This is a genomic window from Phyllobacterium sp. 628 (assembly GCF_014189505.1).
GTDB lineage: Bacteria > Pseudomonadota > Alphaproteobacteria > Rhizobiales > Rhizobiaceae > Phyllobacterium.
Genome location: NZ_CP050301.1, coordinates 3,360,556 through 3,384,811, shown reverse-complemented (window position 1 = coordinate 3,384,811; position 24,256 = coordinate 3,360,556). Strand labels below are relative to the sequence as shown.

Below are 24,256 nucleotides of genomic sequence, written 5' to 3'. Positions count from 1 at the left end.
TCCAATGTAGTGATTCGGTACTGAAAAACCAGACCAATAGGATACAAAGCAAGAACGAACTGTATTTAACAGCCGGTTTCCCCTGAAACTTACGATTGAAAAATTCAATCGTCGATATTGCACCGCGTTAAATTAAGGCATACGCATTCAGGCAGAGAGGAATCTGGCAGCCGAAGGCCCGTTCGCAGCCTCATGTCAGGACCATTCGATCTTGATTGAGCTTGGAAAGGACCCCTACCATGGCAATCACTCTGACGGCTCTCCTTTTTCTTATTATTGCGGCTGCTCTTGGTGCGGGTGGCGTCTGGCTCGCCGTTCTCGGCGGCAGCTGGTACTATATTATCGCCGCACTGGCGTTTCTTCTGACATCGATTCTTTTGTTCCGTAGGCGGCCCTCAGCCTTGCTGGTCTACGCCATACTGATTGTTGGCACGCTTGGCTGGGCCATTTGGGAAACCGGTTTTGACTGGTGGCAGCTTGCGCCGCGTGGCGGCGTCATCATTCTTCTGGCCCTGTGGATGCTCACTCCCTGGGTGCGTGGCAGGCTTGCCCGCGCGGGTGGTGAATCGTCTGCCGCAGGGACGGGCGCCTTGTGGGTGGCAGTTCTGGTGGCACTGGGTGTCGCCGGTTATTCCATGGCGCAGGACCCGCAGGATATTTCCGGTCAGTTGAGCAAGGAAGTGATTGCATCAGCGCCGGATCTCGGCGGTGTGCCGAATGACGACTGGCATTTCTATGGCCGCAGCCTTTACGGACAGCGCTATTCGCCGCTGAAACAGATCACGCCTGACAATGTCAGCAAATTGCAGGTCGCGTGGACTTTCCAGACAGGTGATGTGCGCCGATCGACGGATGTGCCGGAGACGACCTATCAGGTGACGCCGCTGAAAGTACGCGACACACTTTTCCTCTGCACCCCCCACAATTTCGTCATTGCGCTGGATGCAGCGAGCGGCAAGGAAAAATGGCGGTTTGATCCGCAGGTCAAGGATAACGATGACCGTCAGCATCAAACCTGCCGTGGTGTGTCCTATTATGCCGATGCAGCTATCACTGCCGGCCAGCCCTGCGCCGAGCGGGTCTATATGCCGACGGCGGACGCACGGCTGATTGCCCTTGATGCTGCCAATGGTCAGGTTTGCTCAGCCTTTGGCGACAAGGGTACCGTACATCTGGAAGCAGGCATGCCCTATGATCCGGCAGGCTATTATTACTCGACATCGCCACCGGTTATTGCTGCGGGCAAGATCATTGTCGGTGGTGCCGTGAACGACAATTACTCGATCCACGAACAATCAGGCGTTATCCGCGCGTTCGATATCAACACCGGTGCACTGGTGTGGAACTGGGATTCCGGCAATCCGGATGTGACGACACCGCTGCCAGAAGGGCAGAAATACACGGCGAATTCGCCTAATAGCTGGTCGATTTCCAGTGCCGATGAAAAACTCGGGCTGCTCTATGTGCCCTTGGGCAACCAGACACCGGATCAGCTCGGAGCGGGACGTTCGGCCAATGTGGAGAAATTCTCCTCGTCCATCGTGGCGCTGGACCTGAATACCGGGCAGATGCGCTGGGTCAGGCAGACCGTGCACCACGATCTCTGGGACATGGACGTGCCATCGCAGCCGAGCCTTGTCGATGTGAACACTGCTGGCGGCGTTGTTCCGGCACTGGTGGGGCCAACGAAACAGGGTGATATCTATGTGCTGGATCGCCGCTCGGGTGAACCGATCATCCCTGTCAAAGAAGTGCCTGCGCCGGGCGGGGCCATTGAAGGTGATCACACGTCGCCAACCCAGCCGGTTTCGGGCCTGACATTCATGCCGGAACCGCTGAAGGGCAAGGATATGTGGGGCGTTTCGCTGTTTGATCAGCTGGCGTGCCGCATTGAGTTCCAGAAACTGCGTTATGAGGGGCGGTATACACCGCCATCTCTGCAGGGCTCGTTGATCTATCCCGGCAATTTCGGTGTGTTCAACTGGGGCGGCGTTGCGGTCGATCCGGAGCGGCAGATCATGTTTGGCATGCCGACCTATCTGGCATTCACCTCAAGGCTCGTTCCCCGTGCGGATGTGCCTGCACCCGGCAAGGGAACCAAAGGCAGTGAGCAGGGTCTCAACCGCAATGAGGGTGCGCCCTATGCCGTTGTCATGGGGCCGTTTGTTTCGCCGCTCGGGCTGCCATGCCAATCGCCGCCATGGGGCTATGTGGCCGGTGCCGATCTTCGCACAGGCAAAATCGCCTGGAAGCACCGGAACGGTACGGTTCGCGATTCTTCGCCGCTGCCGCTGCCATTCAAGGTGGGTGTGCCCGGACTTGGCGGGCCGGTCATCACCGCTGGCGGTGTTGCGTTTCTCGGTGCGGCCGTTGACGATTATATCCGCGCCTATGATGTGACCACAGGCACGCAATTGTGGGAAGCACGTTTGCCCGCTGGTGGCCAGTCGACGCCGATGTCCTATGCGCTGCCGGATGGACGGCAATATGTGGTTATCGTCGCGGGCGGTCATGGTTCGATCAACACCAAGCCGGGTGATTATGTGATCGCTTACACATTGCCGAAGTAGGGCAGGCTGAAATAACGGTTCGAATATGCCTTCCGGGCTTTATGTCCGGTAGGCTTTTTATTGCTTGTGCTGTCCAGTTGACGGCAAAACAAACTGATTATATCCATGGATATGGCTGGTACGGCCAGCCGCTCGCGGCCCTCAGGGGCACGGTGAATGTATCCAACAAAGCTTCGTTTCATCCTTTGAATGGTGAACGGGTCGGCAATGCGGGCACTGACTTTCCTCGTTCGCCAAACGCGAAGGATTGAACATGCGTACATTTCATGACGCCAAGGCTATGGCCAAATCGCTGCGGCAGGCGCTGGCTGCCAGGAACATCGATATTTCCCACAGTGACGGACTGGAATTGGTTGCGGCCGGGTTTGGCCTCGACAACTGGAACGTGCTTGCTGCCAGGATTGCCGCAGAGGGTCCGGCCGAGCAGGCTGCTATTTCCTTTGGCCCGGCCAATCCGATCCTGCGGATATTTGACGTGGACAAGGCGCGGGAATTTTATCTCGACTATCTGGGCTTCACACTCGATTGGGAACACCGGTTCGAGCCGAATACGCCGCTCTATTGTCAGGTCTCACGCTCCGGTCTGACATTGCATCTGAGTGAGCATTCCGGCGATGCCAGCCCCGGCGCGCGGGTTTTTGTGCGGATGAACGGGATTGAGGCGTTTCACAAGGAGCTTCATGCGAAGGAGTACCGCTTTTTGAAGCCGGGTCTGGAAGATGCACCATGGGGCCGGGAAGTTCACGTGACTGATCCATTCAGTAATCGGATCAGCTTTTGCGAAGATAAATAGAGTTTGAGTTGCGGGCAGCGCTGGAGAAATTCGGTGCTGCTCGCGTTTTCTAGCGAGTTAATAAATGGCTGCACGTCCATTGTGCGTGGTTCGACAGGCTCACCATGAGGGAGAGTGAGGATTGCAGGGCGCTAAATCCTGAGACGTTTGCGAATGAACTTAATGCGCGACATTTCCGGTGAGCTTTGCAACCAAACCGTCTCCCTCATGGTGAGCTTGTCGAACCACGCACCACTGATGTGTGCAACTCTTCTAACGCTCCGGCAACTTCAACGGGCTGCCGGTTTTGATCGTACGGATAGCGAAGTTTGAGCGCACGTCGGAAATGCCAGGGATAACGAGCAGTTTTTCTATGAGAAACCGCTCGTAAGCACTCAAATCCTCGACCACCACTTCTGCCAGAAAATCCGCTGTTCCGGAAATCAGAAACGCGCCGGTGACTTCAGGCATGGCAATCAGCGCGGCCTGTTGTGCGTCAGAGTTTTCACGGCTGTGCTGGCCCACCTTGATTTCGACGAAGACAGTCAGGCCAAGGCCAACCCCTTTACGATCGATGTCCGCACGATAGCCGCGAATAACGCCGGATTTTTCCAGATTGCGGATACGGCGCAGGCAGGGTGAGGGCGAGAGATTCACCTTCTCGGCAATTTCCACATTTGTGGCGCGTGCATCCTGTTGCAGCACCTCAAGGATACCAATATCGAATTTATCAAGATTTGGCATAAATCACCTTTTAGATAGATGAAACTTCCCGAATATTGCTTAAGCACTAATCACAGTGGCATCAACTTGCAAGGACATGCTCATGCACTTGGAGGTAATCTCTTTTCAACAGAAGTCATTCGGACAAATTTGAAAGGAAACTCCAATGGTCGCTATCACTCCTGAAATCAACAAGTCCAACTCGCTCGGCGCCGGCTATGCCGGGGCGCTGATTACGGTTTTCATCTGGGCAACGTGGATTATTGCCACCCGCCACAGCAGTGGCGCGCATCTCGGCACAATCGATCTCGGGCTGATCCGTTACGGAGTGCCTGCGCTGGTTCTTTCCCCGGTCTGGCTGCGCACAGGTCTCATTCCACGCAACGTGCCATTGATCCTGCTGGCTGTCATGGTTTTGGGTGCGGGTGCAGTGTTCTTCCAGCTCACGACATTTGCCATTCATTCGACCCCGGCATCAGCCGTGGGCGTGCTTCTCGGCGGATCAATGCCGCTGGCCGCTGCTTTGATGGGCGTCGTGCTGTTCGGCGAGCGGCCAGATCTGTCGCGTAGTCTGGGTCTTGCTGCCATCCTCGGTGGATTGGCAATTCTGCTGATACGCGGTCTGGCTGCGCATGAGATTACATGGATCAGCTTCGTCTTCCTGCCGCTGGGTGCGCTGCTATGGGCCGGTTATACCCATGCCTTCCGTCGTTCGGGGCTGACGGCTCTGGAGGGTGGCGCACTGATCGCTGTCTGGTCCTTTATCATCCATGTTGGCCTTGCTTTGGTCTTCGGCACTACAATCGCCAGCGTTCCGCTGCCGGAAATTGGCCTGCAGTTTTTGAGCCAGGGCGTGCTGTCGGGTCTGGCCGCCATGCTCGCCTACGGCATAGCAGTTCGCGCCCTTGGCGGCAGTCAGGCTGCTGCCTTTAGTGCCCTGACACCCGTCCTTGCAACTTTTGGTGGAGCTATCTTCCTTGACGAGCCGGTCGGCGTCTGGGAAATTGGGGCAGCAGTGATTACTGGACTCGGCGTTGCGCTTTCCACCGGTGTTCTTTCGCATCGCCTTAAGGGGTAATGTGAAACGGCAGGCGTTCGTTGACCCGGCAGTCCTTTTCGATGGAAAGAGCCGCAATGGACAAGCCGAAGAAGACCCCTAAAATTAATCAGGCCATGGTTGAAGCCTATGATGAATATACACATCTGACACTCGACCGCCGTGCCTTTATGGACAAGCTCGCCAAACTGGCGGGTTCGGGAGCCGCCGCCGCTGTCATCGCTCCGATGCTGGCGGCGAATTCCGCACAGGCTGCCGTTGTCGCATCAGACGATCCCCGGCTTCTCACCAAAGACGTGATTCACTCCGGACCTTCGGGTGACATGAAGGGCTACAGTGTCCGCCTTTCAGACACGACAGAGAAATTGCCGGTGGTGGTGGTCATTCATGAAAATCGCGGCCTCAACGATCATATCCGCGATATTGCCCGGCGCATGGCGCTGGAAGGATTTACGGTCTTTGCGCCGGACTTCCTCTCATCGGTTGGAGGTACACCTTCAGATGAAGACAAGGCGCGGGACTTGATTGCCAATCTCGACCCCAACAAGACCATTGCCGAAGGGGTGGCAACGATCTCGTCTCTGAAGGAGGCGAAATATGCCAATGGCAAGGTGGGCGTCATGGGTTTTTGCTGGGGCGGCGGATTGGTCAATGATCTTGCTGTCAATGCGCCGGAGCTTAACGCCGGCGTGGCTTATTATGGCCGCCAGCCAAAGGCCGAGGACGTGGCAAAGATCAAGGCGCCGTTGCTTTTACACTATGCCGGGCTGGATACGCGGATCAATGCGGGCATTGATGGCTACCGGAAGGCTCTGCAAGACAGTGGCAAGACCTTCGACATCGAAGTCTATGAAGGCGCGAACCACGCATTCAACAATGATACGTCAACAGCGCGTTACAGCAAGGAAGCGGCTGATCTGGCCTGGAGCCGGACTGTCGCATTTTTCAAAAAATATCTGAGCTAGGTAATCCCGGTAATGATGTTCGCAGAACATCTGTGAAACCAATTGCTTGCCAGACCGTTCCAAGCGTTGCTAGTCAGAATTAAATAGAACGTGACGAGGACTGTCTTCATGCGATTTTCAACCGCCATTTTGGCTTTCGCCCTGCTCTGGGCCACTTGCCAATCGAGTTTAGCGCAGGAGGCGGTTTTTCCGGAAGGCTCGAGTGTGGGCCTGGTTGTGCCGAAAGGTATGCAGCCGTCGTCAGCATTCAGCGGTTTTCAGGATCTGACCAAAGGATCATCCATCGTTCTGACTGAGTTGCCGGCGGAGGCTTACGCGCAAATTGCGGCGAAGTTCAATGCCGAAGGTTTGCTGCCAACGGGCATCGTTGTTGCGGGTCAACCCGAGGACTGGTCGGTCAAAGGGGCATCCCATGCAAAGATGATCCACGGCAGCCAGATTGCGTCGGGTGTTAAATACCGCAAATGGCTTGTTCTTGCGCAGGGGCCGACGACCACGACGATGATTACCGTGCAGATTCCGGATGGGGTTCCGGACGGCCTGTCCGATGCGGATGTCGACAACACCCTGCGGTCGATAACCGTTCGCACACCGCCAACCATGGAAGAGCAAGTGGCGGCCTTGCCGTTCAAAGTTGCGGATATGGCTGCTTTCCGCCCGATCCGCGTCATTGCAGGTGCAACCTACATTCTGACAGACGGTCCGCAGGACGTGCCCGCCAATTCCTCGCAGCCAGTTGTCATCATTGCTTCAAACCTTGGAAAGGCGCCCGAAGCGGCCGAGCGTATGGATTTTTCCAAACAGGCATTTGCTTCGCTGACCGGCATCAAGGACGTCCGCTCCGACAATGAAACAAGTGCCGTGGCGGATGGTGGGGAATGGGTGGAAATTGATGGACGTGCCACGGATTCGGCCAGCAGCGATCAGTTGTATGTGGCGCAGATCGCGCGGTTCGAAACGAATCGCTATGTCCGGGCAATCCTGATTGTGCGCGATAGCGAGAAGGATAAATTTGCCGATCGTTTTCGCAGACTCGCCAAGTCCATGACTTTCAATTAAAATTAGTCATGGATAAAACGTACCGACTCACCAAAGACGAGATACGGCCATTGGTACGCAATTACGGTGGCTGTATCGCAACGGATACGATCACAATCGACGGGTATCCCGTGCGGTTCATGTACCGGGAAGACCCCGACAACGAAATGGACAGCGGCTGGCGTTTTCTTTCGGGTTTCGAAAGTGACGACTACATGGAAGATCCTGAAAATAGCGGGATTTTCGATGTGAACACCATCGCCAATTATGATCCCAGCATTATACCTCTTCTCGACTCTCCCATCGGCAGCGTTTTTGAACGGACCGGCGAGCAGGAGCGCTTTATCCGGGTGACGGATTGGGAGCCGAGCGAGGATGATGACGATGAGGACTAGGATTAGTTTTCCTTGAGTTTGATCGCCTTTGCTGCTGTTTTGACCAATTTCCGCTTGAACCCTTGCGGTTATCTCACACAGAGTTACAACTGGACAAGTCGCGTGCACTGACTGAAAATGCAGGCGAATTAGACGAATCCTCGATTGGAATTCGGGAGACCGGAATGGCATTGGCTGATGCAGGGGCAATGGTGCGCAATGAAAATGGTATTGCGACCGTTGTTTCTATTCTCAAGAAGCGGTTTGGCGACAGCGCGCAGACGGGTAAATCCATCCGCGAGCAGCATGCTCATACGACAAGCTATGTTCCCAATCAGGCCCCGGATCTGGTCGTTTTTGCCGAGACAACGGAAGACGTGCAGGAAATCGTGCGCCTGTGCGGCGAATGGCACGTGCCGATCATTCCGTTTGGAACCGGTACTTCGCTGGAAGGCCAAGTAAACGCCCCGGCAGGCGGTGTCTCAATTGATCTGTCGCGGATGAACCGTATCCTCAAGGTCTATAATGAAGACCTGAATGTTGTTGTAGAACCCGGTGTTACCCGCAAGGAACTCAACGAATATCTGCGCGATACCGGCCTGTTTTTCCCGATTGATCCGGGTGCCAATGCCAGCCTTGGCGGCATGGCGGCCACGCGCGCATCGGGCACCAATGCTGTGCGTTATGGCACGATGCGGGAAAATGTGCTGGCATTGAAGGCTGTCATGCCGGATGGCCGTTTGATCAGTACGGCCAAGCGAGTGAAGAAGACCTCGGCCGGTTATGATTTGACTCGCCTGCTTGTCGGGTCGGAAGGCACACTCGGAATCATCACGGAATTGACCCTGAAGCTCTATGGAATTCCGCAGGCGATTTCCGGTGGCATCTGCGCGTTTCCAGATCTGGAAAGCGCCTGCAACGCGGTCATCGAAACCATCCAGATGGGCATCCCGGTGGCGCGTATCGAACTGGTCAATAGTTTGGAAATGCAGGCGATGATCAATTATTCCAAGCTGGATTATCCGGTCGCGCCCTATCTGTTTCTGGAGTTTCACGGCAGCGATGCAGGCGTGGCAGAACAGGCCGAATTGTTTGGAGAGATTGCCGCAGCCAATGGCGGCGGCGAGTTCAAATGGACAGCCAATCTGGAAGAGCGTGAAAAGCTCTGGTCAGCGCGGCATAATTCCTATTTTGCCTGCATGACGCTCGCACCCGGCAAGCAATCCTTGTCCACGGATGTGTGCGTGCCGATTTCCCGGCTTGCCGAATGCATTGTCGAGACAGAGAAAGACATCGAGAAGAGCGGTCTGATCGCTCCGATTGTTGGGCATGCCGGGGACGGTAACTTTCACGTGCTGATCCTGTTCGATGACAAGAACCCCGAAGAAATCCAGAATGTGGAGGCTTTCGTCGAACGGCTCAACCTTCGGGCGATCGCCATGGATGGAACCTGTACGGGCGAACACGGTATCGGACAGGGAAAGATCAAATTCCTGCGGCTTGAACTCGGCGGGGCGGTTGATGTCATGGAGTCGATCAAACGGGCGATCGATCCGGGCAATATCATGAATCCGGGCAAGATCTTACGGCTGTAACCTGGCACTTTGATTCCGCATCTTCGCCCAATTTGTGAACGATGCGGTGTATAAGGTGCCCGGCATACGGGAATGGAGTTGAAATACTGACACGCCTCTTTGTCCTGATCGGCGGATTATTGGTACTGGTGCTGACTGCAGCGCTGGTGGTGCCGTACTTTGTCGATTGGGCCGGCTACCGTTCATCATTCGAGCGTGAAGCTTCAGCCCTGCTTGGACGGCCGGTCACGGTTGCTGGGACCGCCAGTGCACGGCTCTTGCCGTTTCCTTCCGTGACATTCTCCAATGTAAAGGTTGGTGATCCCGGTTCCGAGCCGGTCATGACTATCGACAAGTTCTCGATGGATGCGGAGCTTGCACCCTTCCTGCGCGGTGAAATTCTGATTTTCGATATGCGTCTGGAGAAGCCGACTGCCTCGGTCAATATCGACAAGAGCGGCATGATTGACTGGGCAATCCGTCCGCAGACATCGTTTGGTTCAGCGCAGGTGAAGTTGGAGAATATGCAGATTACCAATGGCTCGGTGGTCATTCGTGATGCATCGACCTCTACCGTGCGTACAGTCAGCGATCTCGATGCAAGGCTATCGGCAGCCAATCTGAGCGGACCGTGGAAATTCGACGGGACGCTGCTTTTCAATGGCGAGCGCACGGCTATTTCCGCCTCCACGGGAAAGGTGAAAGCCGATGGCTCAATCAATCTGCACGCGCGGGTCTCGCCCGATGGTATACCTGCGGTGCTGGAAACCGATGGTGGACTGACGCTGGATAGCGGTGCATTGAAATATGCGGGTAATATCAGCATCCGGTCCGCTGACGAGATGCCTGCCAATGCGGGTTCCGTGAAAAATGCCAAAACAGCTGCCCCCGAAGATAAACCGCTTCTTTCCAGCGTTCGCGCTACGGGCCGCTTTGAAGCAGATCATGCGAAGATCACCATTCCCGAATTTCGTATGGAACAGGGGACGATCATCGATCCCTATATCGTCAACGGCAATGCGCTGTTCGATTATGGCAACAATCCCCGGTTTGAAATCAAGGCGGATGGCCAGCAGGTTACATTCGACAATCAGAATGACGATGCCAAGGGGAGCAGGCCGAAGCCGCATAATGCCGCTCAACGTCTTGGCGTATTCCGGCGGCTGATGGACCAATTGCCGATACCGAGCGTGCCCGGCTCTATCGATTTGAAACTTCCGGCTATTGTGGCGGGCGACACGACGATCCGTTCTGTGACAATTGATGCCGAGCCCTCTGCGGGTCAATGGAAGATCAATCAGCTCAAGGCGGAATTGCCGGGGCGGACCCAGTTTGAAGCCAACGGCATGCTGCAGATCGGCGCGGATTTCGGCTTTGACGGGAAATTGCTGGTCGCATCGCGCCAGCCTTCGGGACTTGCCGCGTGGCTGACCGATACGGTGGATGAGGCAATCCGGCGGCTGCCTGGCGCCGGTTTTTCGGCAGATGTGAAGCTGCATGACGAATTGCAGCGCATGGATAATCTGGAAGTAGCATTGGGCGGAGCCTCGTTAAAGGGTTCGCTGATCCGCAGTGCCAAGGGCGAATCTGTGCCACTGACCCAATTAACGCTGGAAGGCGGTGCACTGGACGGCGATGCATTGGAAGCCTTTGCTGCCATTTTTGGCAGGAACGCCCCCTCCGAAGCAGGTAACGGAGCGCCGCAATTGGCGGGGCAGGACCTTGATGTTCGTTTGAAAGCAGGACCTGTGAGCCATGGCGGTTTGGTTGCTGAGTCTTTGGATACAGGCTTTCGCTTGCGCGATGGCGTTTTTGATATTGACCGCCTGATCATCAACAATCTTTCCGGTGCTACGATTACAGCGACCGGCAAGATGGAGCCATTCAAGGACGAGGCGACTGGATCGCTGGATGCGACCATTCTTTCGGACAATCTGGCACCGTTCGTCTCGGCGCTTGCCAAGCGATTTCCTGATTTCCCATTTATTGCGGCTCTGAACGACCATGCTGCCAAATATCCTGATCTGTTTCAGGATACGCAGCTGAGCATTCTCGCCAATGCCCTGCATGGGAAGAATGCCTCGGACGAATTCTCTCTGAGCACTGCCGGTAAAACCGGTGGCATGGATATCACGCTTTCCGGAACGACCAGTCAGGGCACTGACAAGCTCAGAGCGCTTGAATTGACCATGAATGCCCGCAGCGACCATGGTGAGCCCCTGATGGCCCTGATGGGGCTGCCTGCACTGCCCCTGGGACTGGTCGGCGAGCTTGAGGCTGATCTTGCTTTGAAGGGCAATGGCAAGGATGGCATTCAAACCCAGCTATCGCTGAAAGCGCCTGACGGTCAGGCGCTGATTGACGGAAGTTTGCGCAGCATCAACGGCCTGTTGAACGGCGAGGGCCGGGCTTCGATCAAGGCCGGTGATCTCGAGCCGTTTCTTGCAACGGCAGGTTATTCGCTGCCGGGATTTGGCAGCGGTATGCCGGTCGATATGGCCAGCAGTTTCCAGCTGGCGAAGGGCAGGCTTGTGCTGCCGGATCTGAACGGCAAGGTAGATGATACGAAAATAGGCGGGCGGCTTGATCTGGGTGTCGAGAACAATATCCCGGATGTTCAGGGTAATCTCGCGTTCACCAGGCTGGATCTCAAATCTCTGGCAGAATTCATGCTTGGTACCGGCGCTGTCGATGAAAGCGGCGAAAAGTTCTGGCCGAAGGAGACCTTTGCCCGTGCGCCGCTTTTTCCGGTGGGCTTCAACCTGAAAATCAGGGCCGATGAGGCGGATGCCGGTATTCTTGGCCCCGTCACCAAATTGCAATCAAGTGCTTCGCTCAAAGATGGATATTTGCGGCTTGATGATGCGCAGGGTGAAATCCTTGGCGGTACGTTCAAAGGCATGTTCGAGCTGCGCAATACGAGCGGCAATGGTTTGGCAACCGGGCAATTTACGCTGGATCAGGCAGCGCTGGATGACCTTTATACGCCAGACGACAAAGAGCCATTGATGGGCACCGCGAAAATTGCGGCATCGGTCAATGCCAGTGGCACGTCCGTGACCGAAATGATGGCGTCCGTCGCGGGTTCGGGTGTCATCTCAGTTGAAGACCTTGCTATCGATGCGATCAATCCGGACGCGCTGAAACCCATCCTTGGGGATGCCGATACGCTGCAGGGTTCAGTGACCAGCGATGCCGTGAACGCGGTGATTGGCAAATATCTGCATGCCGGTCCCTTCAATGTCGGTTCGGCGGAGTTTGCCTTCACCATTGCGGGCGGGATGGCGCGCACTTCAACATTCCAGCTGAAAAGTGCGGGCGCAACTCTGGCCGCCGACCTGCGGCTCAATCTGCCTGACATGACTGTTACTTCACAGGGACGATTTGCATTCGATCCGGGCAAACTGGTCGTTGCCGGAGCTGAACCGGTGGTCGAATTCAGCGGTGAAGGGCCATGGCGCAATCCGAAGTGGACGTTGAACCGGCAGCCGCTCGAACAATTCTTGACCCAGCGCACGCTGGAGCGGGAGCAGCAGCGGGTCGAAACCATGCAGGCCTCGCTGGTTGAAAAGCAACGGCTTCGGCGTGAAGTGTTGCTTTATCAGAGCGAGGCGACCGAGCGGCAGAAACTGGCTGAAGAAACAAGATTGAGGGCAGAACAGGAAGCCGCTGCGCGTGCCGAGGCTGAACGGCTGGCAGCGGAAAAGGCAGCGGTGGAGAAGGCGGCGGCAGAAAAGGCCGAGGCTGAAAAACGTGCGGCTGATGAGGCTGCCCGTAAAGCGCGCGAACAACAGCCCGCACCAAATGGCGGGGCACAAGCGCAGCCGCAAGGCAGTGGCGCGCTTAACAAACAATCGGTCGATGATTTCCTGAAAACACTGGGTCCAACGGTTCAATAGCGCTGTTGGTTGGACGCTGACACGATGATTGTGCGTGGTTCGACAAGCTCACCATGAGGGAGATGGGTGGTCTGCAGCGCTAATTGCCGTGGTGCAGATTATATTCCCTGCACTCCTCACTCTCCTCATGGTGAGCGCTGTTGGATTGGACGCTGACACGATGATTGTGTGTGGTTCGACAGGCTCACCATGAGGAAGATGGGTGGGCTGCAGGGCTAATTGCCGTGGTGCGATTATACTCCCTGCATTCCTCACTCTCCTCATGGTGAGCCCGTCGAACCACGTACCATCGCCTTGCAAGGATTCAGGAATCAAATCAGAGATTTAGGGTGTGGTCTTCGTGTCAGTCCTGACCCACTCCAAGGCGTAAATCCGCAGCGCCGAGGACAGGTTGGAATTGCGGTCGCGGCCTTCATCGATCTCGGCAATCAGGCCTGCAAGTGTCATATCGCGGCTTTGGGCAATCGACGTGATAATGTCATAAAAGGCATCTTCGAGGGAAAAGCTGGTGCGATGACCGCGAATGGTCACTGAGCGTTTGCGGACAAGACTCACGTCTTGTCGGCTTCATCATCGCCAGAAGGCTGGTTGCCTTCAAGGCGGTTGCTGTCAAGAAACAGGTCAGCTTTCCGGCTGGCTTTGTACTCAAACTGTTTCTCGGTTTTGGTACGGCCGAACACAATCCTGTTTTCGGCCGCACTTTGTTCTTTGGCGTCCTTCGCCTTGCGTTTTCTGAACAATCGCAGATTGACGACGTCGGCCATCTCAGCGGTTACTTTTTCTTGCGGAAGGAATCCAGTGAAACCACGGAGGCCGATGCCTTCTCGCCGGTTTCCTCGCGCGGAGCATCAGCTTTCTCGCCGGCCTTCGCGGGCTTTTTGGCTGGCTTGGCTGAAGACTTGGCTTTTGTTGCCGCTGGCACAGCCTTGGGCTTCTCGGCAGGCTGCACAGGGGCAATACTGGTAATGCCCTGATCGTTGTCGCCAACCGTTTCCTCAACTTCAACATCAAATTCCAGTTCGAAATTGACGGAAGGATCATAGAAGCCACGAATGGCAGAGAACGGCACCACAAGGCGCTCCGGTACGTCACCAAAGGACAGGCCAACTTCAAACAGCGTATCGGTGACCTGCAGGTCCCAGAACTGATGCTGCAGAACGATGGTCATCTGTTCAGGGTATTTTTCATGCAGGCGCGTTGAAATACGTACACCAGACGCGCCCGTCAGGAAGGTGACGAAAAAATGATGGTTGCCGGGAAGACCAGCCTTGGCGACTTCACCAAGGACTTTGCGGATGACGCCGCGTAGCGCTTCCTGGGCCAATATATCGTAGCGGATCATATCTTGTGGCATGCACTCTTATCCCATGGATTCGCCCCTCTCTGTCAAGCAGAGATGACAAACACGTTTGAGCTATTATGGCGCATGGATAAAGGAAATGCGACCGCTTGTAAGCTCTCTGATTAAATTAGCTCGTAAACTCATAAATCTGGCTGAAATGGCGCCTGAAACGGCAAGAAAATGCGCGGAGAGGCGAGAAGGGCGAGGCCTTTCCCCTGGCTGAGCGGTTCGACACTGCAGCTTGCAGCCGTTTCAGCGCCTGGGGCTATAGTCCGTTTCCCCGGTTAAAATGTCATCCAACGGCCTTGGCGAGAGGTGCTGGAGCCGCAATATTTACCACCGGCGCCGAATAGGCTCGCAGGAAGGTACGGACTGCATTGCGCGCCGCATTTTCGAGTTCCTCATCGCTTGGCGTCTCGCCAAACAGGGTGATCATTTGCAAATCGGCGTTGACCAGAGCCAGAAACTGCCGGGCGGCCAAGTCAAAATCATCTATTTGCAGGACGCCGCCATAGGAAAGACGGGCAAAGAGCGCGGCAAGGGCGGTTCCGATCTTTCCCGGTCCGTGCTTGCGCCAGCCTTCGAACAATTGCGGGTAACGTTCCCCTTCGGATTGGACGAGCTTGCGCAAGAATTTGCCATCCTGATTGCATAGGCAATTCTTTGTCAGCCCGAGGGCAAATGTGCTGAGATCGTCTTCAAGATTGTCGGGTTTATCGGGAAATGTCGCCAGAATTGAAAAAAGGCTGGAATTGGTCCGGTTGGTCACGTCTTCAACCACTGCGGTAAAGAGGGTTTCCTTTTCGCGGTAGTGGTTGTATATAGTCTGGCGTGAAACGCACGCTTCCGCGGCGATTTCATCAATACTCGCTCCGGCAAAGCCTTCCCGGCAAAACACCTCAGCCGCTGCATCCAATATCGATAGCCGTTTTGAACATTGACCACGTTGAGTATGGCCGGTCGCCTTATGCGCTGCTTCTTTTGGATTTTTCATAAAGCCAAGGTAATGCGCATTGACGTTTTAGACAATGGTGTCTAGTTTGACACTTGTGTCTAAAAATATTGACACTTTGTTTTTGCTATGTGAGGTCGCGTCGTCTCCCAAGCACGCGTAATTGCATCGCACGTTGTAAAAATTCTGAACCACTCCTGAGAGCAACGCAGCATCCAAGCTGATGAGCTTGTTGTTGCCGTTTTCTGAAAGATAAACACCATGACAACTTCTTTCTTTCGTACAGCCCTCATTCTTGGTCTCTTATCGGCCATCGGGCCATTTGCGATCGACATGTATCTTCCGGCGCTGCCATCAATCGGCAAGGATCTGAGCGCCGAGAACAATGTCGTACAAATGAGCCTTCTCGCCTTCTTCATCTCCTTTGCGATCTTCCAGCTGATCTATGGACCCCTGTCGGATATGTGGGGCCGCAAGGCGCCGCTCTATATGGGCATCGGCCTGTTTGCGGTGGCCAGTGTGGGTTGTGCTCTGTCGAAGGATATTGAAACCCTGATTGCATTCCGCTTCCTGCAGGGCATTGGCGGGGCAGCGGGTATGGTCATTCCACGTGCGATCGTGCGTGACATGCATACGGGTGTTCAGGCTGCACGCCTGATGTCTTTGCTGATGCTGGTTTTCAGTATTTCGCCAATTCTTGCTCCGCTGACAGGCAGTGCCGTCATCAGCGTCTATGGCTGGCGCGGTGTGTTCTGGGCGGTGATGATTGCAGCCTTTATCGGCCTCATCCTGCTGTCGACACAGCTGAAGGAAACCCGGCCCAAGGATGCCCGGCAGGAAAGCAGCCTTCGCAGCGCTTTGGCAGCTTACCGTCTGCTGATGGGCGACCGGAATTTTCTGACACTCACCTTTATCGGCGGTCTGAGTATCTCCAGCTTTCTGGTTTACCTCGCCAATTCACCGTTTGTGCTGATTGATCACTACGGTCTCACGCCAACCCAGTATAGTATTGCGTTCTCAATCAATGCCGTGTCGTTTTTCACGGTATCGCAGCTGACGGGTTGGCTCGGTGAACGCTTTGGCCTGGTGCGGGTGATGCGTGTGGCGCTGACGGCATTTTCGTTCACCATGGCTGCCATGGTTGTGGTTATGGCGCTCGGCTTCAACCAGTTGCCGGTCTTGGCCACATTCCTGTTCATAGGCTACGGCTTCCTCGGTCTCGTTATCCCGACAACGGCGGTTCTCGCGCTTGAAGATCACGGCGAGATCGCCGGTACGGCATCCGCCTTGATGGGAACGCTGCACTTTGTGACAGCTGCCGTTGCAATGGTGGTTGCCGGACTGTTCTTCGATGGAACTGCATTACCAATGGCTGCAGGCATTGGCCTCTGTGCCGTCGGAGCCTTCGTTCTGACGCAGGCAACGATCGGTCGCCGCCGGATCGTTGAAGCGGAAGCTGCAGCGGAATAATAACCGCGCTTCTATCAGACGAAAGCAAAAGGCCCGGAACGCGCTGTTCCGGGCCTTTTCTATAGCGGTAACGGAATGTACGCTGCGCGTCGATCGATAAAATGACAAAAGATGTGCCGAACCCAAATGGGTCTGGCAGCACGGCAGATTTCAGAAAGGAAAGTGGAGGTTTCTGTTGCCAGGTACCTCCGAACCCCGCCTAGAAGTGCGAACCCCTAGGACTTAATTTGAAGCTATCGCACCGCATTAAGCGGCGAGACGTGCTTCCGCATAGTTGTCGTTTGCAACTACTGAGTTAGCCCGATAACGGTGGTACTATGCCGGGCAAAAGAGCGATTTTTACACCCTTGTCGATCCTATTTCGCCCCCGCCACAATGCACTCTCGCAACTGCACTCTGGTGGAGGCGCCGGGTACCGCCCCCGGGTCCAATAGGCTTATTGTATCGTCCGTTTATCACCATAGCTGGCCGAAACCAGCAGGACCTATATAGGTGGTGTCGCGACGAAATGAAAGAGTGGCATTGACACGTTCCTGTTGGTGAGGAATGTTTCCTGTGTCTAATGAGTCATCGCCTCATGCATCTGCCGGTTGTGCGATGTCTTTCGTGTCAGGGAGGTTCCAGTGCCAGGCATTGAATCTCACAATCAGGGGTCTTTCCATGAGTGACTATCTAAAAGACGTACGTCATTATGATGCCGGTGCAGACGAAGCGACAGTCGCAAAAATCGTCAAACATCTCGGAATTGCTCTGCGCAACAGGGATTCCTCTCTGGTTTCCTGCTCTGATCCGGAAGAGCTCGGCCGTGTTCGCACCAGCTGGGTTGGCAAGAAGCTCGGTGTTACCGACGCTGCCAAGGCTGATGCGGCAATTCAGGCGGTTTGCGCGATTATGAAGGATGACCGCTCGAAAGGCCGCGTCACTTTCTACTATCTGACGGCAAAAGAACTCGGTCTGCTCGGCAGTCTCTGATTTTTCTCGGATGAAAAATCATCCCCGGTGATTCGCCGGGGATGATTGTCGTTCCTGACTGTGGATCACACAGAAGTTTTACGCATTGATAGGGCGAATCTGCTAAAGAGGTGCCATGCGCACTTATCTTGATCTTCTTCAGCACGTGCTCGATTCGGGCGTTGATCGCGGTGACCGGACCGGTACCGGCACGCGTTCCGTCTTCGGATACCAGATGCGTTTTGACCTTGCCGCCGGTTTTCCCGTTCTGACAACAAAAAAACTGCATCTGAAATCGATCATTCACGAACTGCTGTGGTTCCTGCAGGGCGATACCAACATTGCCTATCTCAAGGAAAACGGCGTTACGATCTGGGATGAGTGGGCTGACGAGAATGGCGATCTGGGACCAGTCTACGGCTATCAGTGGCGCTCGTGGCCAGCGCCCGATGGCCGTCACATCGACCAGATCGCGAATCTTTTGAGCGAGATACGCAAAAACCCTAATTCACGGCGCTTGATTGTCTCGGCATGGAATCCTGCGCTTGTGGATGAAATGGCGCTGCCGCCATGTCACTGCCTTTTCCAGTTCTATGTGTCGGACGGCAAACTCTCCTGCCAGCTTTATCAGCGCTCTGCCGATATTTTTCTTGGTGTGCCCTTCAATATTGCTTCCTATGCCTTGCTGACACTGATGGTGGCGCAGGTAACCGGATTGCAGCCGGGAGATTTCGTTCACACGCTGGGCGATGCCCATCTTTACTCAAACCATTTTGAACAGGCAAAATTGCAATTGGCCCGTAAACCCGGTCATTTGCCAACTATGCGCATAAACCCGGATGTGACAGATCTCTTCGCCTTCAAATTCGAAGATTTCAGTCTTGAGAACTACGTTTCAGAAGCGAGTATCAAGGCACCCATCGCCGTATAGGCCATTATCGGGAGACCATTGTGCTGAAACGCTTATGTTTGTCTGCTCTGCTCGCCTTGTTTGCTCAACCATCCCTGTCGCTGGCGAATGACACGTCTGCCTCACTCTCGACCGGGGGACTGGTTTTCCTGCGCAGCCAGGACATATGGATGCAGCAGGAAGATCTTTTCATTTCGGAAAAGCAGGTTCGGGTCGATTATATCTTCAAGAACAGCGCCAAGGTTGATGTTGAGAGCATAGTTGCATTTCCGATGCCGGATATGGTGGCTGAAAACGATTCAATGATCTCAATTCCGCATCGGGAGTCGGATAATTTTCTCGATTTTACGGTCACGGCAGACGGACAGCCTATTACGCCCACGTTGCAGCAAAGGGCAGCGACCGACGGTCTTGATGTTACGGATATTCTGGCCGGAAAGGGTATACCGGTCTCACCTTTTGACAGCAAAGTGGGTGCGGCAATCAATGCCTTGGATGATCAAACCAAGGAAGACTGGATCAGTCGCGGCCTTCTTATTGAAAGCAGCGAGTCCACCGATGGTAAAGTTATCTTCAATCCGGGCTGGACGTTGAAGTCGACTTTCTGGTGGTCGATGAAGTTTCCGGCCGGGAAAGAGCTTCGCGTCTCGCATCGCTACAAGCCCAGCGTTGGCGGTGGTGTAGGGCTGAGATTTGATCCGACGGGGAAGGCCCCGATGGCGGATGATGCGGAGCACACCCGCAAATATTGTCGTGATAAGGACTTCAACCAAACTGTTGCCAAGATTGTGGAGAAAGAACCACCGAACTCCTATCCACTTTACGAAAACTGGATTTCTTATGTTTTGACGACAGGAGCCAATTGGGCGGGTTCCATTCAGAAATTCAAACTGACAATCGACAAGGGCGACCCGGACACTTTGATCAGTTTCTGTGGCAAGAATGTCAGGAAAACCGGACCAACGACTTTTGAAATGACTGCCGAGAACTTCTTGCCGCAGGAGGATCTCAACATACTGCTTCTGGAAAGGAAATAGGGCTTGATGATCAGCTTTGTTGTTGCTGTTGCACAGAACGGCGTTATCGGTCGCGATAACGGGCTGCCTTGGCGGCTCTCATCGGACATGAAGCGCTTCAAGGCGATTACCATGGGCAAGCCGATCGTCATGGGTAGAAAGACATGGGATTCGCTCGGCAAACCGTTGCCTGGCCGCACCAATATCGTGATTACCCGTGATCCGGCGTTTTCCGTCGAAGGCGTTATCGCGGCGCGTTCCGTGGACGAGGCCCTGATGATTGCAGGCAGCCATGCCAGCGCCGACAAAGTGGACGAAATCTGCGTGATCGGTGGTGGCGAAATCTATCGCCAGCTTCTGGACAGAGCGGACCGTCTGCACCTGACTTGGGTTCTTGCAGATATTGAAGGGGATGCATTTTTCCCGGCGATTGATCCGAAAATCTGGAAGGAAGTTTCGCAGGAGGAATTTCCCGCCGGTGAAAAAGACAACTATGCAACCCGCTATGTCGTTTACGAGCGGTTGTAGAAATTGAGCGCCGTGTTGCAAGCGGTATGAAAATTTCGTGATAAACGGTCATAATCATTCATCTTTTTACCAAATCCGCATGAAAAACCGCGCTGCGCGTTGAAAGCGGGCCTCGCCATCCCTATAAACGGGATATCGGGTTAGCGGGACGTTGCCATGGGGTGGCGAATCTCGTTCCAAAACATGAGGTAGGAATGCCCTGGAGTAATCAGAACGGTGGCGGCGGCCCTTGGGGTGGCGGCGGTAACAATAACGGTGGCGGTGGTGGCCCTTGGGGTCAAAAACCGCAAGGAGGAGGCCCCGGAGGCAATCCGCCCGACCTTGAAGACATTATCCGCCGTGGTCAGGACCGTCTGCGCCAGGCGATCCCCGGCGGTCCCGGCAGTGGCACAACGATTTTCGGTCTGGCCGCGCTTGCGCTGGTCGCATTCTGGTTGTTCCAATGCATCTATACCGTCCAGCCTGATGAGCGGGCCGTCGAATTGCGCTTTGGTAAACCCAAGGCTGATATCGCCGAACCGGGTCTGCATTTCCATTTCTGGCCAATCGAAACCTACGAAAAAGTCGAGATCGTTGAAAAGCAGAAGAAGATTGGCGGACAGGGCGTTTCCGGTGCCAAGGAAGGTCTCATGCTTACGGGTGATCAGAACATTGTAAATGTTCAGTTCTCCGTCCTTTACAGGGTTTCGGATCCGGTCGCTTATCTCTTCCATGTTGAAAGCCCTGAAAACATGGTTCAGCAAGTATCCGAAAGCGCGATGCGCGAAATCGTTGGCCGCAGTCCGGCGCAGGATATTTTCCGCGACAATCGTGCCGGGATAGCCAATGACGTGCGCGGCATCATTCAAAAGACGCTTGATGAATATGGTGCGGGTATACAGGTCAACGCGGTTTCAATTGAAGATGCTTCTCCACCCCGTGAAGTAGCGGATGCCTTCGATGAAGTGCAGCGTGCGGAACAGGACGAAGACCGGTTTGTCGAAGAGTCGAACCAGTATTCCAACCAGAAGCTCGGTCAGGCTCGCGGTGAAGGTGCGCAGATCCGCGAAGATGCAGCCGCCTACAAGAACCGTATCGTGCAGGAAGCACAGGGTGAGGCCCAACGTTTCACATCGGTCTATGACCAGTATGTGAAGGCGCCGGAAGTTACCCGTAAACGTCTGTTCCTTGAAACAATGGAGCGTGTACTGAAAGATTCGAACAAGGTGATTGTTGATCAAAACAATGGCCAGGGCATCGTTCCCTACCTGCCATTGTCTGAGATTACCAAGCAGCAGCGCCCGGTAGAGGGAACAAAGTGATGAACCAGAACCGTCTTCCTCTTATTGCCGGTCTGATCGCGTTTGTCGCTTTGCTGGTCTATTCCTCTATCTTCGTTGTCAATGAACGCCAACAAGCCATTGTCTTGCGCTTCGGTCAGATCGTCGATGTAAAAACCAAGCCAGGTGTTTACTTCAAGCTGCCATTCGGTTTCCTTGAAGCCGACAGTGTGCAGATGATCGAAGATCGTCTTCTGAGCTTTGAACTGGATAATATCCGGGTTCAGGTTTCAGGCGGCAAGTTCTATGAAGTCGATGCGTTTCTGGTCTATCGTATTACCGATCCGCGCAAGTTCCGCCAAACGGTGTCGGGTGACGTGACATTCGCTGAATCGCGTTTGCGCACTCGTCTCGATGCATCGTTGCGTAGCGTTTATGGTTTGCGGGGCTTTGAGGCTGCGCTTTCCGACGAGCGTGCCGGAATGATGCGTGAAGTGCGTGAGCAGCTGCGTCCTGACGCCGAGTCACTCGGTCTTGAGATTACCGACGTGCGTATTCGCCGGACGGATTTGACTCAGGAAGTTTCACAACAGACGTTCGAACGCATGAAGGCCGAACGTCTCGCGCAGGCTGAATTCCTTCGTGCCCGTGGCCGTGAAGCTGCACAGCGGATCAAGGCGATTGCGGATCGTCAGGTTGTCGAGATCGTTGCGGAAGCCCGCAAGGAATCGGAAATCGCCCGCGGTGAGGGTGAAGGGGAACGCAGCCGAATCTTTGCGGATGTTTTCTCGAAAGATCCGGATTTCTTTGCGTTCTACCGTTCGATGTCGGCCTACGCGACAGCGCTGGATAATACCGGAACAACGATGGTGCTTTCGCCCAATTCCGAGTTCTTCCGTTATTTCCAGGACGCCAACGGAACATTGCCGCCGGTCAAAGGCAGCACACCACCAGTTCCTCCCAAACCTGCCCCACAATAGGGGCAGGTCAGAATGATTGATTTTCTGGATGCCGTAGGGTTGTTTCTCGTTTTCGAGGGACTGCTCTACGGCTGTTTCCCTTGATCGCAAAACGCGTTGCGCGGGATGTCAGCGGACAGCCTGACGGTTTTCTGCGGGTTGCCGGAGTTGCATCCATTGCGCTTGGCGTGGGTGTGGTCTGGCTCGCACGAGGATAATGGCGATAAAAATTCGCCATTATCAAACTTAGAGCCGTTGGTCATATTTTCGTCTACTCTCACGGCTCTGTTGTATTCCACTGCTGTTTATTTTTAATCTGACCACACAGACAAAGGCCCGAACGCATGGTTTTCACTACTGGTCGCCCATTTTTCCGTTCTGCCACTGCCGCGCTGGCTTTGTTTGCGCTGACCGCCACGAATGTCACGCCTGCCTTTGTGACTGTCGCAGCGGCCCAATCGGCTCAACCCCGCGCGCAAGGTCCGGCATCTGTTGCCGATCTCGCCGAGGGGCTGCTTGATGCTGTGGTCAATATCTCCACGTCGCAGACGGTAAAGGGACAGGATGGCGATTCAGGACCCGTTCCAATGCCAAAGGTACCCGAGGGCTCACCGTTCCAGGAATTCTTCGATGAGTATTTCGGCAAACAGGGACCGGGAAAGAGCAATCCTTCCCATAAGGTTCAATCTCTCGGATCGGGCTTTGTCATCGACGCCGAGCAGGGGATCATTGTTACCAACAACCATGTGATCGCGGATGCCGACGACATTGAAGTCAATTTCACCGACGGCTCCAAATTGAAAGCCGAACTGGTTGGCAAGGATCTCAAAACCGATCTGGCGGTTCTCAAGGTCGACCCGAAAAAGCGCAAGCTGGTCGCGGTCAAGTTTGGCGATTCTTCGAAAGCCCGCATCGGTGATTGGGTGATGGCTATCGGCAATCCGTTCGGCCTTGGCGGCACGGTGACTGTCGGTATCGTCTCAGCCCGCAATCGCGATATCAATTCCGGTCCGTATGATAATTTCATCCAGACGGATGCTGCGATCAACCGGGGTAATTCCGGTGGTCCGCTGTTCGATATGTATGGTCAGGTCATTGGCATCAATACGGCTATTATCTCGCCAACAGGCGGATCGATCGGTATCGGGTTTGCCATTCCGGCTGAACTTGCATCAGGCGTTATCGCGCAGCTGCGGGACCATGGTGAAGTGCAGCGCGGCTGGCTCGGTGTGCGTATTCAGCCTGTTACGGACGATATCGCTGAAAGTCTTGGCATGACGTCCAGCAAGGGTGCGCTGGTTGCCGGCATTATTGACAAGGGCCCGGTTGCGAATGGTTCAATCCTTGCCGGCGATGTCATCACCAAATTTGACGGCAAGCCGGTCAACAATGTGAAGGATTTGCCGCGCGCCGTTGCGGAAAGCCCTGTTGGCAAGGAAGTTGACGTTGTTGTGATCCGCAAGGGCAAGGAGCAGACCGTTAAGGTTACGCTCGGCCGGCTTGAGGATACGGATGCCAAGACCAAAGAAAAGAGCCCGTCCCAGAGTGATCAGGATGAGGATACCAACCAGGATGTTGATGTTCTTGGCATGACCCTTGGTGCTCTCGATGAGGATACAAGGAAAACATTCGGTATCGCAAAAGAGGTCGAGGGTGTGCTCATCACGGAAGTGCAGGCCGAATCGGTGGCTGCCAACAAGCGCATCGTGGCGGGTGACGTGATTGTCGATATCGCTCAGGAAGCGGTGAAGACCCCGGAAGATGTGGCTGCGCGCATTGAAAAACTGCGTGATGAAGGCCGGAAAAATGCATTGCTGATGCTGGCTTCGAAGACCGGAGAGTTGCGGTTCGTCACCCTGCAGATGAATTGATCACAGGCAAAATGATCAAGAAAAGG

At 54.8% G+C, this 24,256-nt stretch carries 22 protein-coding genes and 1 other RNA gene; 17 read left to right on the top strand and 6 right to left on the bottom strand.

Annotation, left to right across the window (positions count from 1 at the left end; genetic code table 11):
• The first annotated feature begins 239 nt into the window (after positions 1 to 239).
• Both HB779_RS18310 and HB779_RS18305 read left to right on the top strand, forming a co-directional pair.
• Positions 240 to 2,570 (top strand): glucose/quinate/shikimate family membrane-bound PQQ-dependent dehydrogenase, encoded by a 2,331-nt coding sequence (locus HB779_RS18310; protein ID WP_188343671.1) that lies wholly within the window; start codon positions 240 to 242, stop codon positions 2,568 to 2,570.
• 253 nt (positions 2,571 to 2,823) lie between these two features.
• On the top strand, positions 2,824 to 3,363 hold the full coding sequence (locus HB779_RS18305; protein ID WP_188343670.1) for a glyoxalase superfamily protein: 540 nt from the start codon (positions 2,824 to 2,826) through the stop codon (positions 3,361 to 3,363).
• Positions 3,364 to 3,615: 252 nt separating this feature from the next.
• On the opposite strand, the gene HB779_RS18300 is transcribed toward HB779_RS18305, so the two are convergent.
• Positions 3,616 to 4,086 (bottom strand): Lrp/AsnC family transcriptional regulator, encoded by a 471-nt coding sequence (locus HB779_RS18300; RefSeq protein ID WP_188343669.1) that lies wholly within the window; start codon positions 4,084 to 4,086, stop codon positions 3,616 to 3,618.
• 145 nt (positions 4,087 to 4,231) lie between these two features.
• Here HB779_RS18300 and HB779_RS18295 point away from each other — a divergent pair, with 145 nt between their 5' ends.
• The 6 genes from HB779_RS18295 (at position 4,232) to HB779_RS18270 (ending at position 12,972) form a co-directional block, all read left to right on the top strand.
• Positions 4,232 to 5,143, top strand: a complete 912-nt coding sequence (locus HB779_RS18295) for a DMT family transporter (protein ID WP_188343668.1) — start codon at positions 4,232 to 4,234, stop codon at positions 5,141 to 5,143.
• Positions 5,144 to 5,199: 56 nt separating this feature from the next.
• On the top strand, positions 5,200 to 6,087 hold the full coding sequence (locus HB779_RS18290) for a dienelactone hydrolase family protein (RefSeq protein WP_188343667.1): 888 nt from the start codon (positions 5,200 to 5,202) through the stop codon (positions 6,085 to 6,087).
• 108 nt (positions 6,088 to 6,195) lie between these two features.
• The gene (locus tag HB779_RS18285) at positions 6,196 to 7,146 is read left to right on the top strand and encodes a hypothetical protein (protein ID WP_188343666.1); all 951 of its coding nucleotides are present in this window, start codon (positions 6,196 to 6,198) and stop codon (positions 7,144 to 7,146) included.
• An 8-nt stretch (positions 7,147 to 7,154) separates the two neighbouring features.
• Complete coding sequence (locus HB779_RS18280) at positions 7,155 to 7,520, top strand: DUF2185 domain-containing protein (RefSeq protein ID WP_188343665.1); 366 nt, start codon at positions 7,155 to 7,157, stop codon at positions 7,518 to 7,520.
• Positions 7,521 to 7,684: 164 nt separating this feature from the next.
• Positions 7,685 to 9,094, top strand: coding sequence for an FAD-binding oxidoreductase (locus tag HB779_RS18275; RefSeq protein WP_188343664.1), 1,410 nt, complete (start codon positions 7,685 to 7,687; stop codon positions 9,092 to 9,094).
• A gap of 41 nt (positions 9,095 to 9,135) precedes the next feature.
• Positions 9,136 to 12,972, top strand: coding sequence for an AsmA family protein (locus HB779_RS18270; RefSeq protein WP_256440615.1), 3,837 nt, complete (start codon positions 9,136 to 9,138; stop codon positions 12,970 to 12,972).
• Between the two features lie 324 nt (positions 12,973 to 13,296).
• Here the strand turns inward: HB779_RS18270 and HB779_RS18265 are convergent, their stop codons facing one another.
• The 4 genes from HB779_RS18265 to HB779_RS18250 all read right to left on the bottom strand — a co-directional run bounded on the left by HB779_RS18265 (position 13,297) and on the right by HB779_RS18250 (position 15,308).
• Entirely contained in the window at positions 13,297 to 13,527 is a 231-nt protein-coding gene (locus HB779_RS18265; protein WP_188343662.1) for a ribbon-helix-helix domain-containing protein, read from the bottom strand.
• Positions 13,524 to 13,736: a DUF4169 family protein gene (locus tag HB779_RS18260; protein WP_188343661.1), complete on the bottom strand. Its 213-nt coding sequence runs from the start codon at positions 13,734 to 13,736 to the stop codon at positions 13,524 to 13,526. The genes HB779_RS18265 and HB779_RS18260 overlap by 4 nt, the downstream gene beginning before the upstream one ends.
• 8 nt (positions 13,737 to 13,744) lie before the next feature.
• Positions 13,745 to 14,326 (bottom strand): SspB family protein, encoded by a 582-nt coding sequence (locus HB779_RS18255; protein WP_188343660.1) that lies wholly within the window; start codon positions 14,324 to 14,326, stop codon positions 13,745 to 13,747.
• A gap of 280 nt (positions 14,327 to 14,606) precedes the next feature.
• Complete coding sequence (locus HB779_RS18250; protein WP_188343659.1) at positions 14,607 to 15,308, bottom strand: TetR/AcrR family transcriptional regulator; 702 nt, start codon at positions 15,306 to 15,308, stop codon at positions 14,607 to 14,609.
• 219 nt (positions 15,309 to 15,527) lie between these two features.
• On the opposite strand from HB779_RS18250, the gene HB779_RS18245 reads away from it, so the two are divergent.
• Positions 15,528 to 16,736 carry a multidrug effflux MFS transporter gene (locus HB779_RS18245; RefSeq protein WP_188343658.1) on the top strand — a complete coding sequence of 403 codons (1,209 nt, stop codon included), beginning with the start codon at positions 15,528 to 15,530 and terminating at the stop codon, positions 16,734 to 16,736.
• A 161-nt stretch (positions 16,737 to 16,897) separates the two neighbouring features.
• Here the strand turns inward: HB779_RS18245 and ssrA are convergent.
• Positions 16,898 to 17,254, bottom strand: a transfer-messenger RNA (tmRNA) gene (ssrA, locus tag HB779_RS18240).
• A gap of 142 nt (positions 17,255 to 17,396) precedes the next feature.
• Between ssrA and HB779_RS18235 the strand changes: the two genes are divergently transcribed.
• The 8 genes from HB779_RS18235 (at position 17,397) to HB779_RS18200 (ending at position 24,230) form a co-directional block, all read left to right on the top strand.
• Complete coding sequence (locus tag HB779_RS18235) at positions 17,397 to 17,708, top strand: DUF2853 family protein (RefSeq protein ID WP_188343657.1); 312 nt, start codon at positions 17,397 to 17,399, stop codon at positions 17,706 to 17,708.
• A 115-nt stretch (positions 17,709 to 17,823) separates the two neighbouring features.
• Entirely contained in the window at positions 17,824 to 18,618 is a 795-nt protein-coding gene (locus tag HB779_RS18230; RefSeq protein ID WP_188343656.1) for a thymidylate synthase, read from the top strand.
• Between the two features lie 20 nt (positions 18,619 to 18,638).
• Entirely contained in the window at positions 18,639 to 19,634 is a 996-nt protein-coding gene (locus tag HB779_RS18225; protein ID WP_244642418.1) for a DUF4424 domain-containing protein, read from the top strand.
• 6 nt (positions 19,635 to 19,640) lie between these two features.
• A complete protein-coding gene (locus tag HB779_RS18220) occupies positions 19,641 to 20,141 on the top strand; it encodes a dihydrofolate reductase (protein WP_188343655.1) in 501 nt (166 codons plus the stop codon).
• Between the two features lie 194 nt (positions 20,142 to 20,335).
• Positions 20,336 to 21,442, top strand: a complete 1,107-nt coding sequence (hflK, locus tag HB779_RS18215; protein WP_188343654.1) for an FtsH protease activity modulator HflK — start codon at positions 20,336 to 20,338, stop codon at positions 21,440 to 21,442.
• Positions 21,442 to 22,380, top strand: coding sequence for a protease modulator HflC (gene hflC / locus HB779_RS18210; RefSeq protein ID WP_188343653.1), 939 nt, complete (start codon positions 21,442 to 21,444; stop codon positions 22,378 to 22,380). The genes hflK and hflC overlap by 1 nt, the downstream gene beginning before the upstream one ends.
• A gap of 80 nt (positions 22,381 to 22,460) precedes the next feature.
• Positions 22,461 to 22,577: a DUF2065 family protein gene (locus HB779_RS25780; protein WP_371823870.1), complete on the top strand. Its 117-nt coding sequence runs from the start codon at positions 22,461 to 22,463 to the stop codon at positions 22,575 to 22,577.
• Between the two features lie 126 nt (positions 22,578 to 22,703).
• Positions 22,704 to 24,230, top strand: coding sequence for a DegQ family serine endoprotease (locus tag HB779_RS18200; protein WP_188343652.1), 1,527 nt, complete (start codon positions 22,704 to 22,706; stop codon positions 24,228 to 24,230).
• Positions 24,231 to 24,256 lie beyond the last annotated feature (26 nt).

Coding starts and splice junctions, on each gene's coding strand:
- hflK (WP_188343654.1), top strand. CDS start 20,336: ATGCCCTGGAGTAATCAGAACGGTGGCGGCGGCCCTTGGGGTGGCGGC.
- HB779_RS18220 (WP_188343655.1), top strand. CDS start 19,641: ATGATCAGCTTTGTTGTTGCTGTTGCACAGAACGGCGTTATCGGTCGC.
- HB779_RS18290 (WP_188343667.1), top strand. CDS start 5,200: ATGGACAAGCCGAAGAAGACCCCTAAAATTAATCAGGCCATGGTTGAA.
- hflC (WP_188343653.1), top strand. CDS start 21,442: ATGAACCAGAACCGTCTTCCTCTTATTGCCGGTCTGATCGCGTTTGTC.
- HB779_RS18260 (WP_188343661.1), bottom strand. CDS start 13,736: ATGGCCGACGTCGTCAATCTGCGATTGTTCAGAAAACGCAAGGCGAAG.
- HB779_RS18200 (WP_188343652.1), top strand. CDS start 22,704: ATGGTTTTCACTACTGGTCGCCCATTTTTCCGTTCTGCCACTGCCGCG.
- HB779_RS18285 (WP_188343666.1), top strand. CDS start 6,196: ATGCGATTTTCAACCGCCATTTTGGCTTTCGCCCTGCTCTGGGCCACT.
- HB779_RS18270 (WP_256440615.1), top strand. CDS start 9,136: ATGCGGTGTATAAGGTGCCCGGCATACGGGAATGGAGTTGAAATACTG.
- HB779_RS18280 (WP_188343665.1), top strand. CDS start 7,155: ATGGATAAAACGTACCGACTCACCAAAGACGAGATACGGCCATTGGTA.
- HB779_RS18245 (WP_188343658.1), top strand. CDS start 15,528: ATGACAACTTCTTTCTTTCGTACAGCCCTCATTCTTGGTCTCTTATCG.
- HB779_RS18305 (WP_188343670.1), top strand. CDS start 2,824: ATGCGTACATTTCATGACGCCAAGGCTATGGCCAAATCGCTGCGGCAG.
- HB779_RS18255 (WP_188343660.1), bottom strand. CDS start 14,326: ATGCCACAAGATATGATCCGCTACGATATATTGGCCCAGGAAGCGCTA.
- HB779_RS18250 (WP_188343659.1), bottom strand. CDS start 15,308: ATGAAAAATCCAAAAGAAGCAGCGCATAAGGCGACCGGCCATACTCAA.
- HB779_RS18310 (WP_188343671.1), top strand. CDS start 240: ATGGCAATCACTCTGACGGCTCTCCTTTTTCTTATTATTGCGGCTGCT.
- HB779_RS18300 (WP_188343669.1), bottom strand. CDS start 4,086: ATGCCAAATCTTGATAAATTCGATATTGGTATCCTTGAGGTGCTGCAA.
- HB779_RS18295 (WP_188343668.1), top strand. CDS start 4,232: ATGGTCGCTATCACTCCTGAAATCAACAAGTCCAACTCGCTCGGCGCC.
- HB779_RS18230 (WP_188343656.1), top strand. CDS start 17,824: ATGCGCACTTATCTTGATCTTCTTCAGCACGTGCTCGATTCGGGCGTT.
- HB779_RS18275 (WP_188343664.1), top strand. CDS start 7,685: ATGGCATTGGCTGATGCAGGGGCAATGGTGCGCAATGAAAATGGTATT.
- HB779_RS18235 (WP_188343657.1), top strand. CDS start 17,397: ATGAGTGACTATCTAAAAGACGTACGTCATTATGATGCCGGTGCAGAC.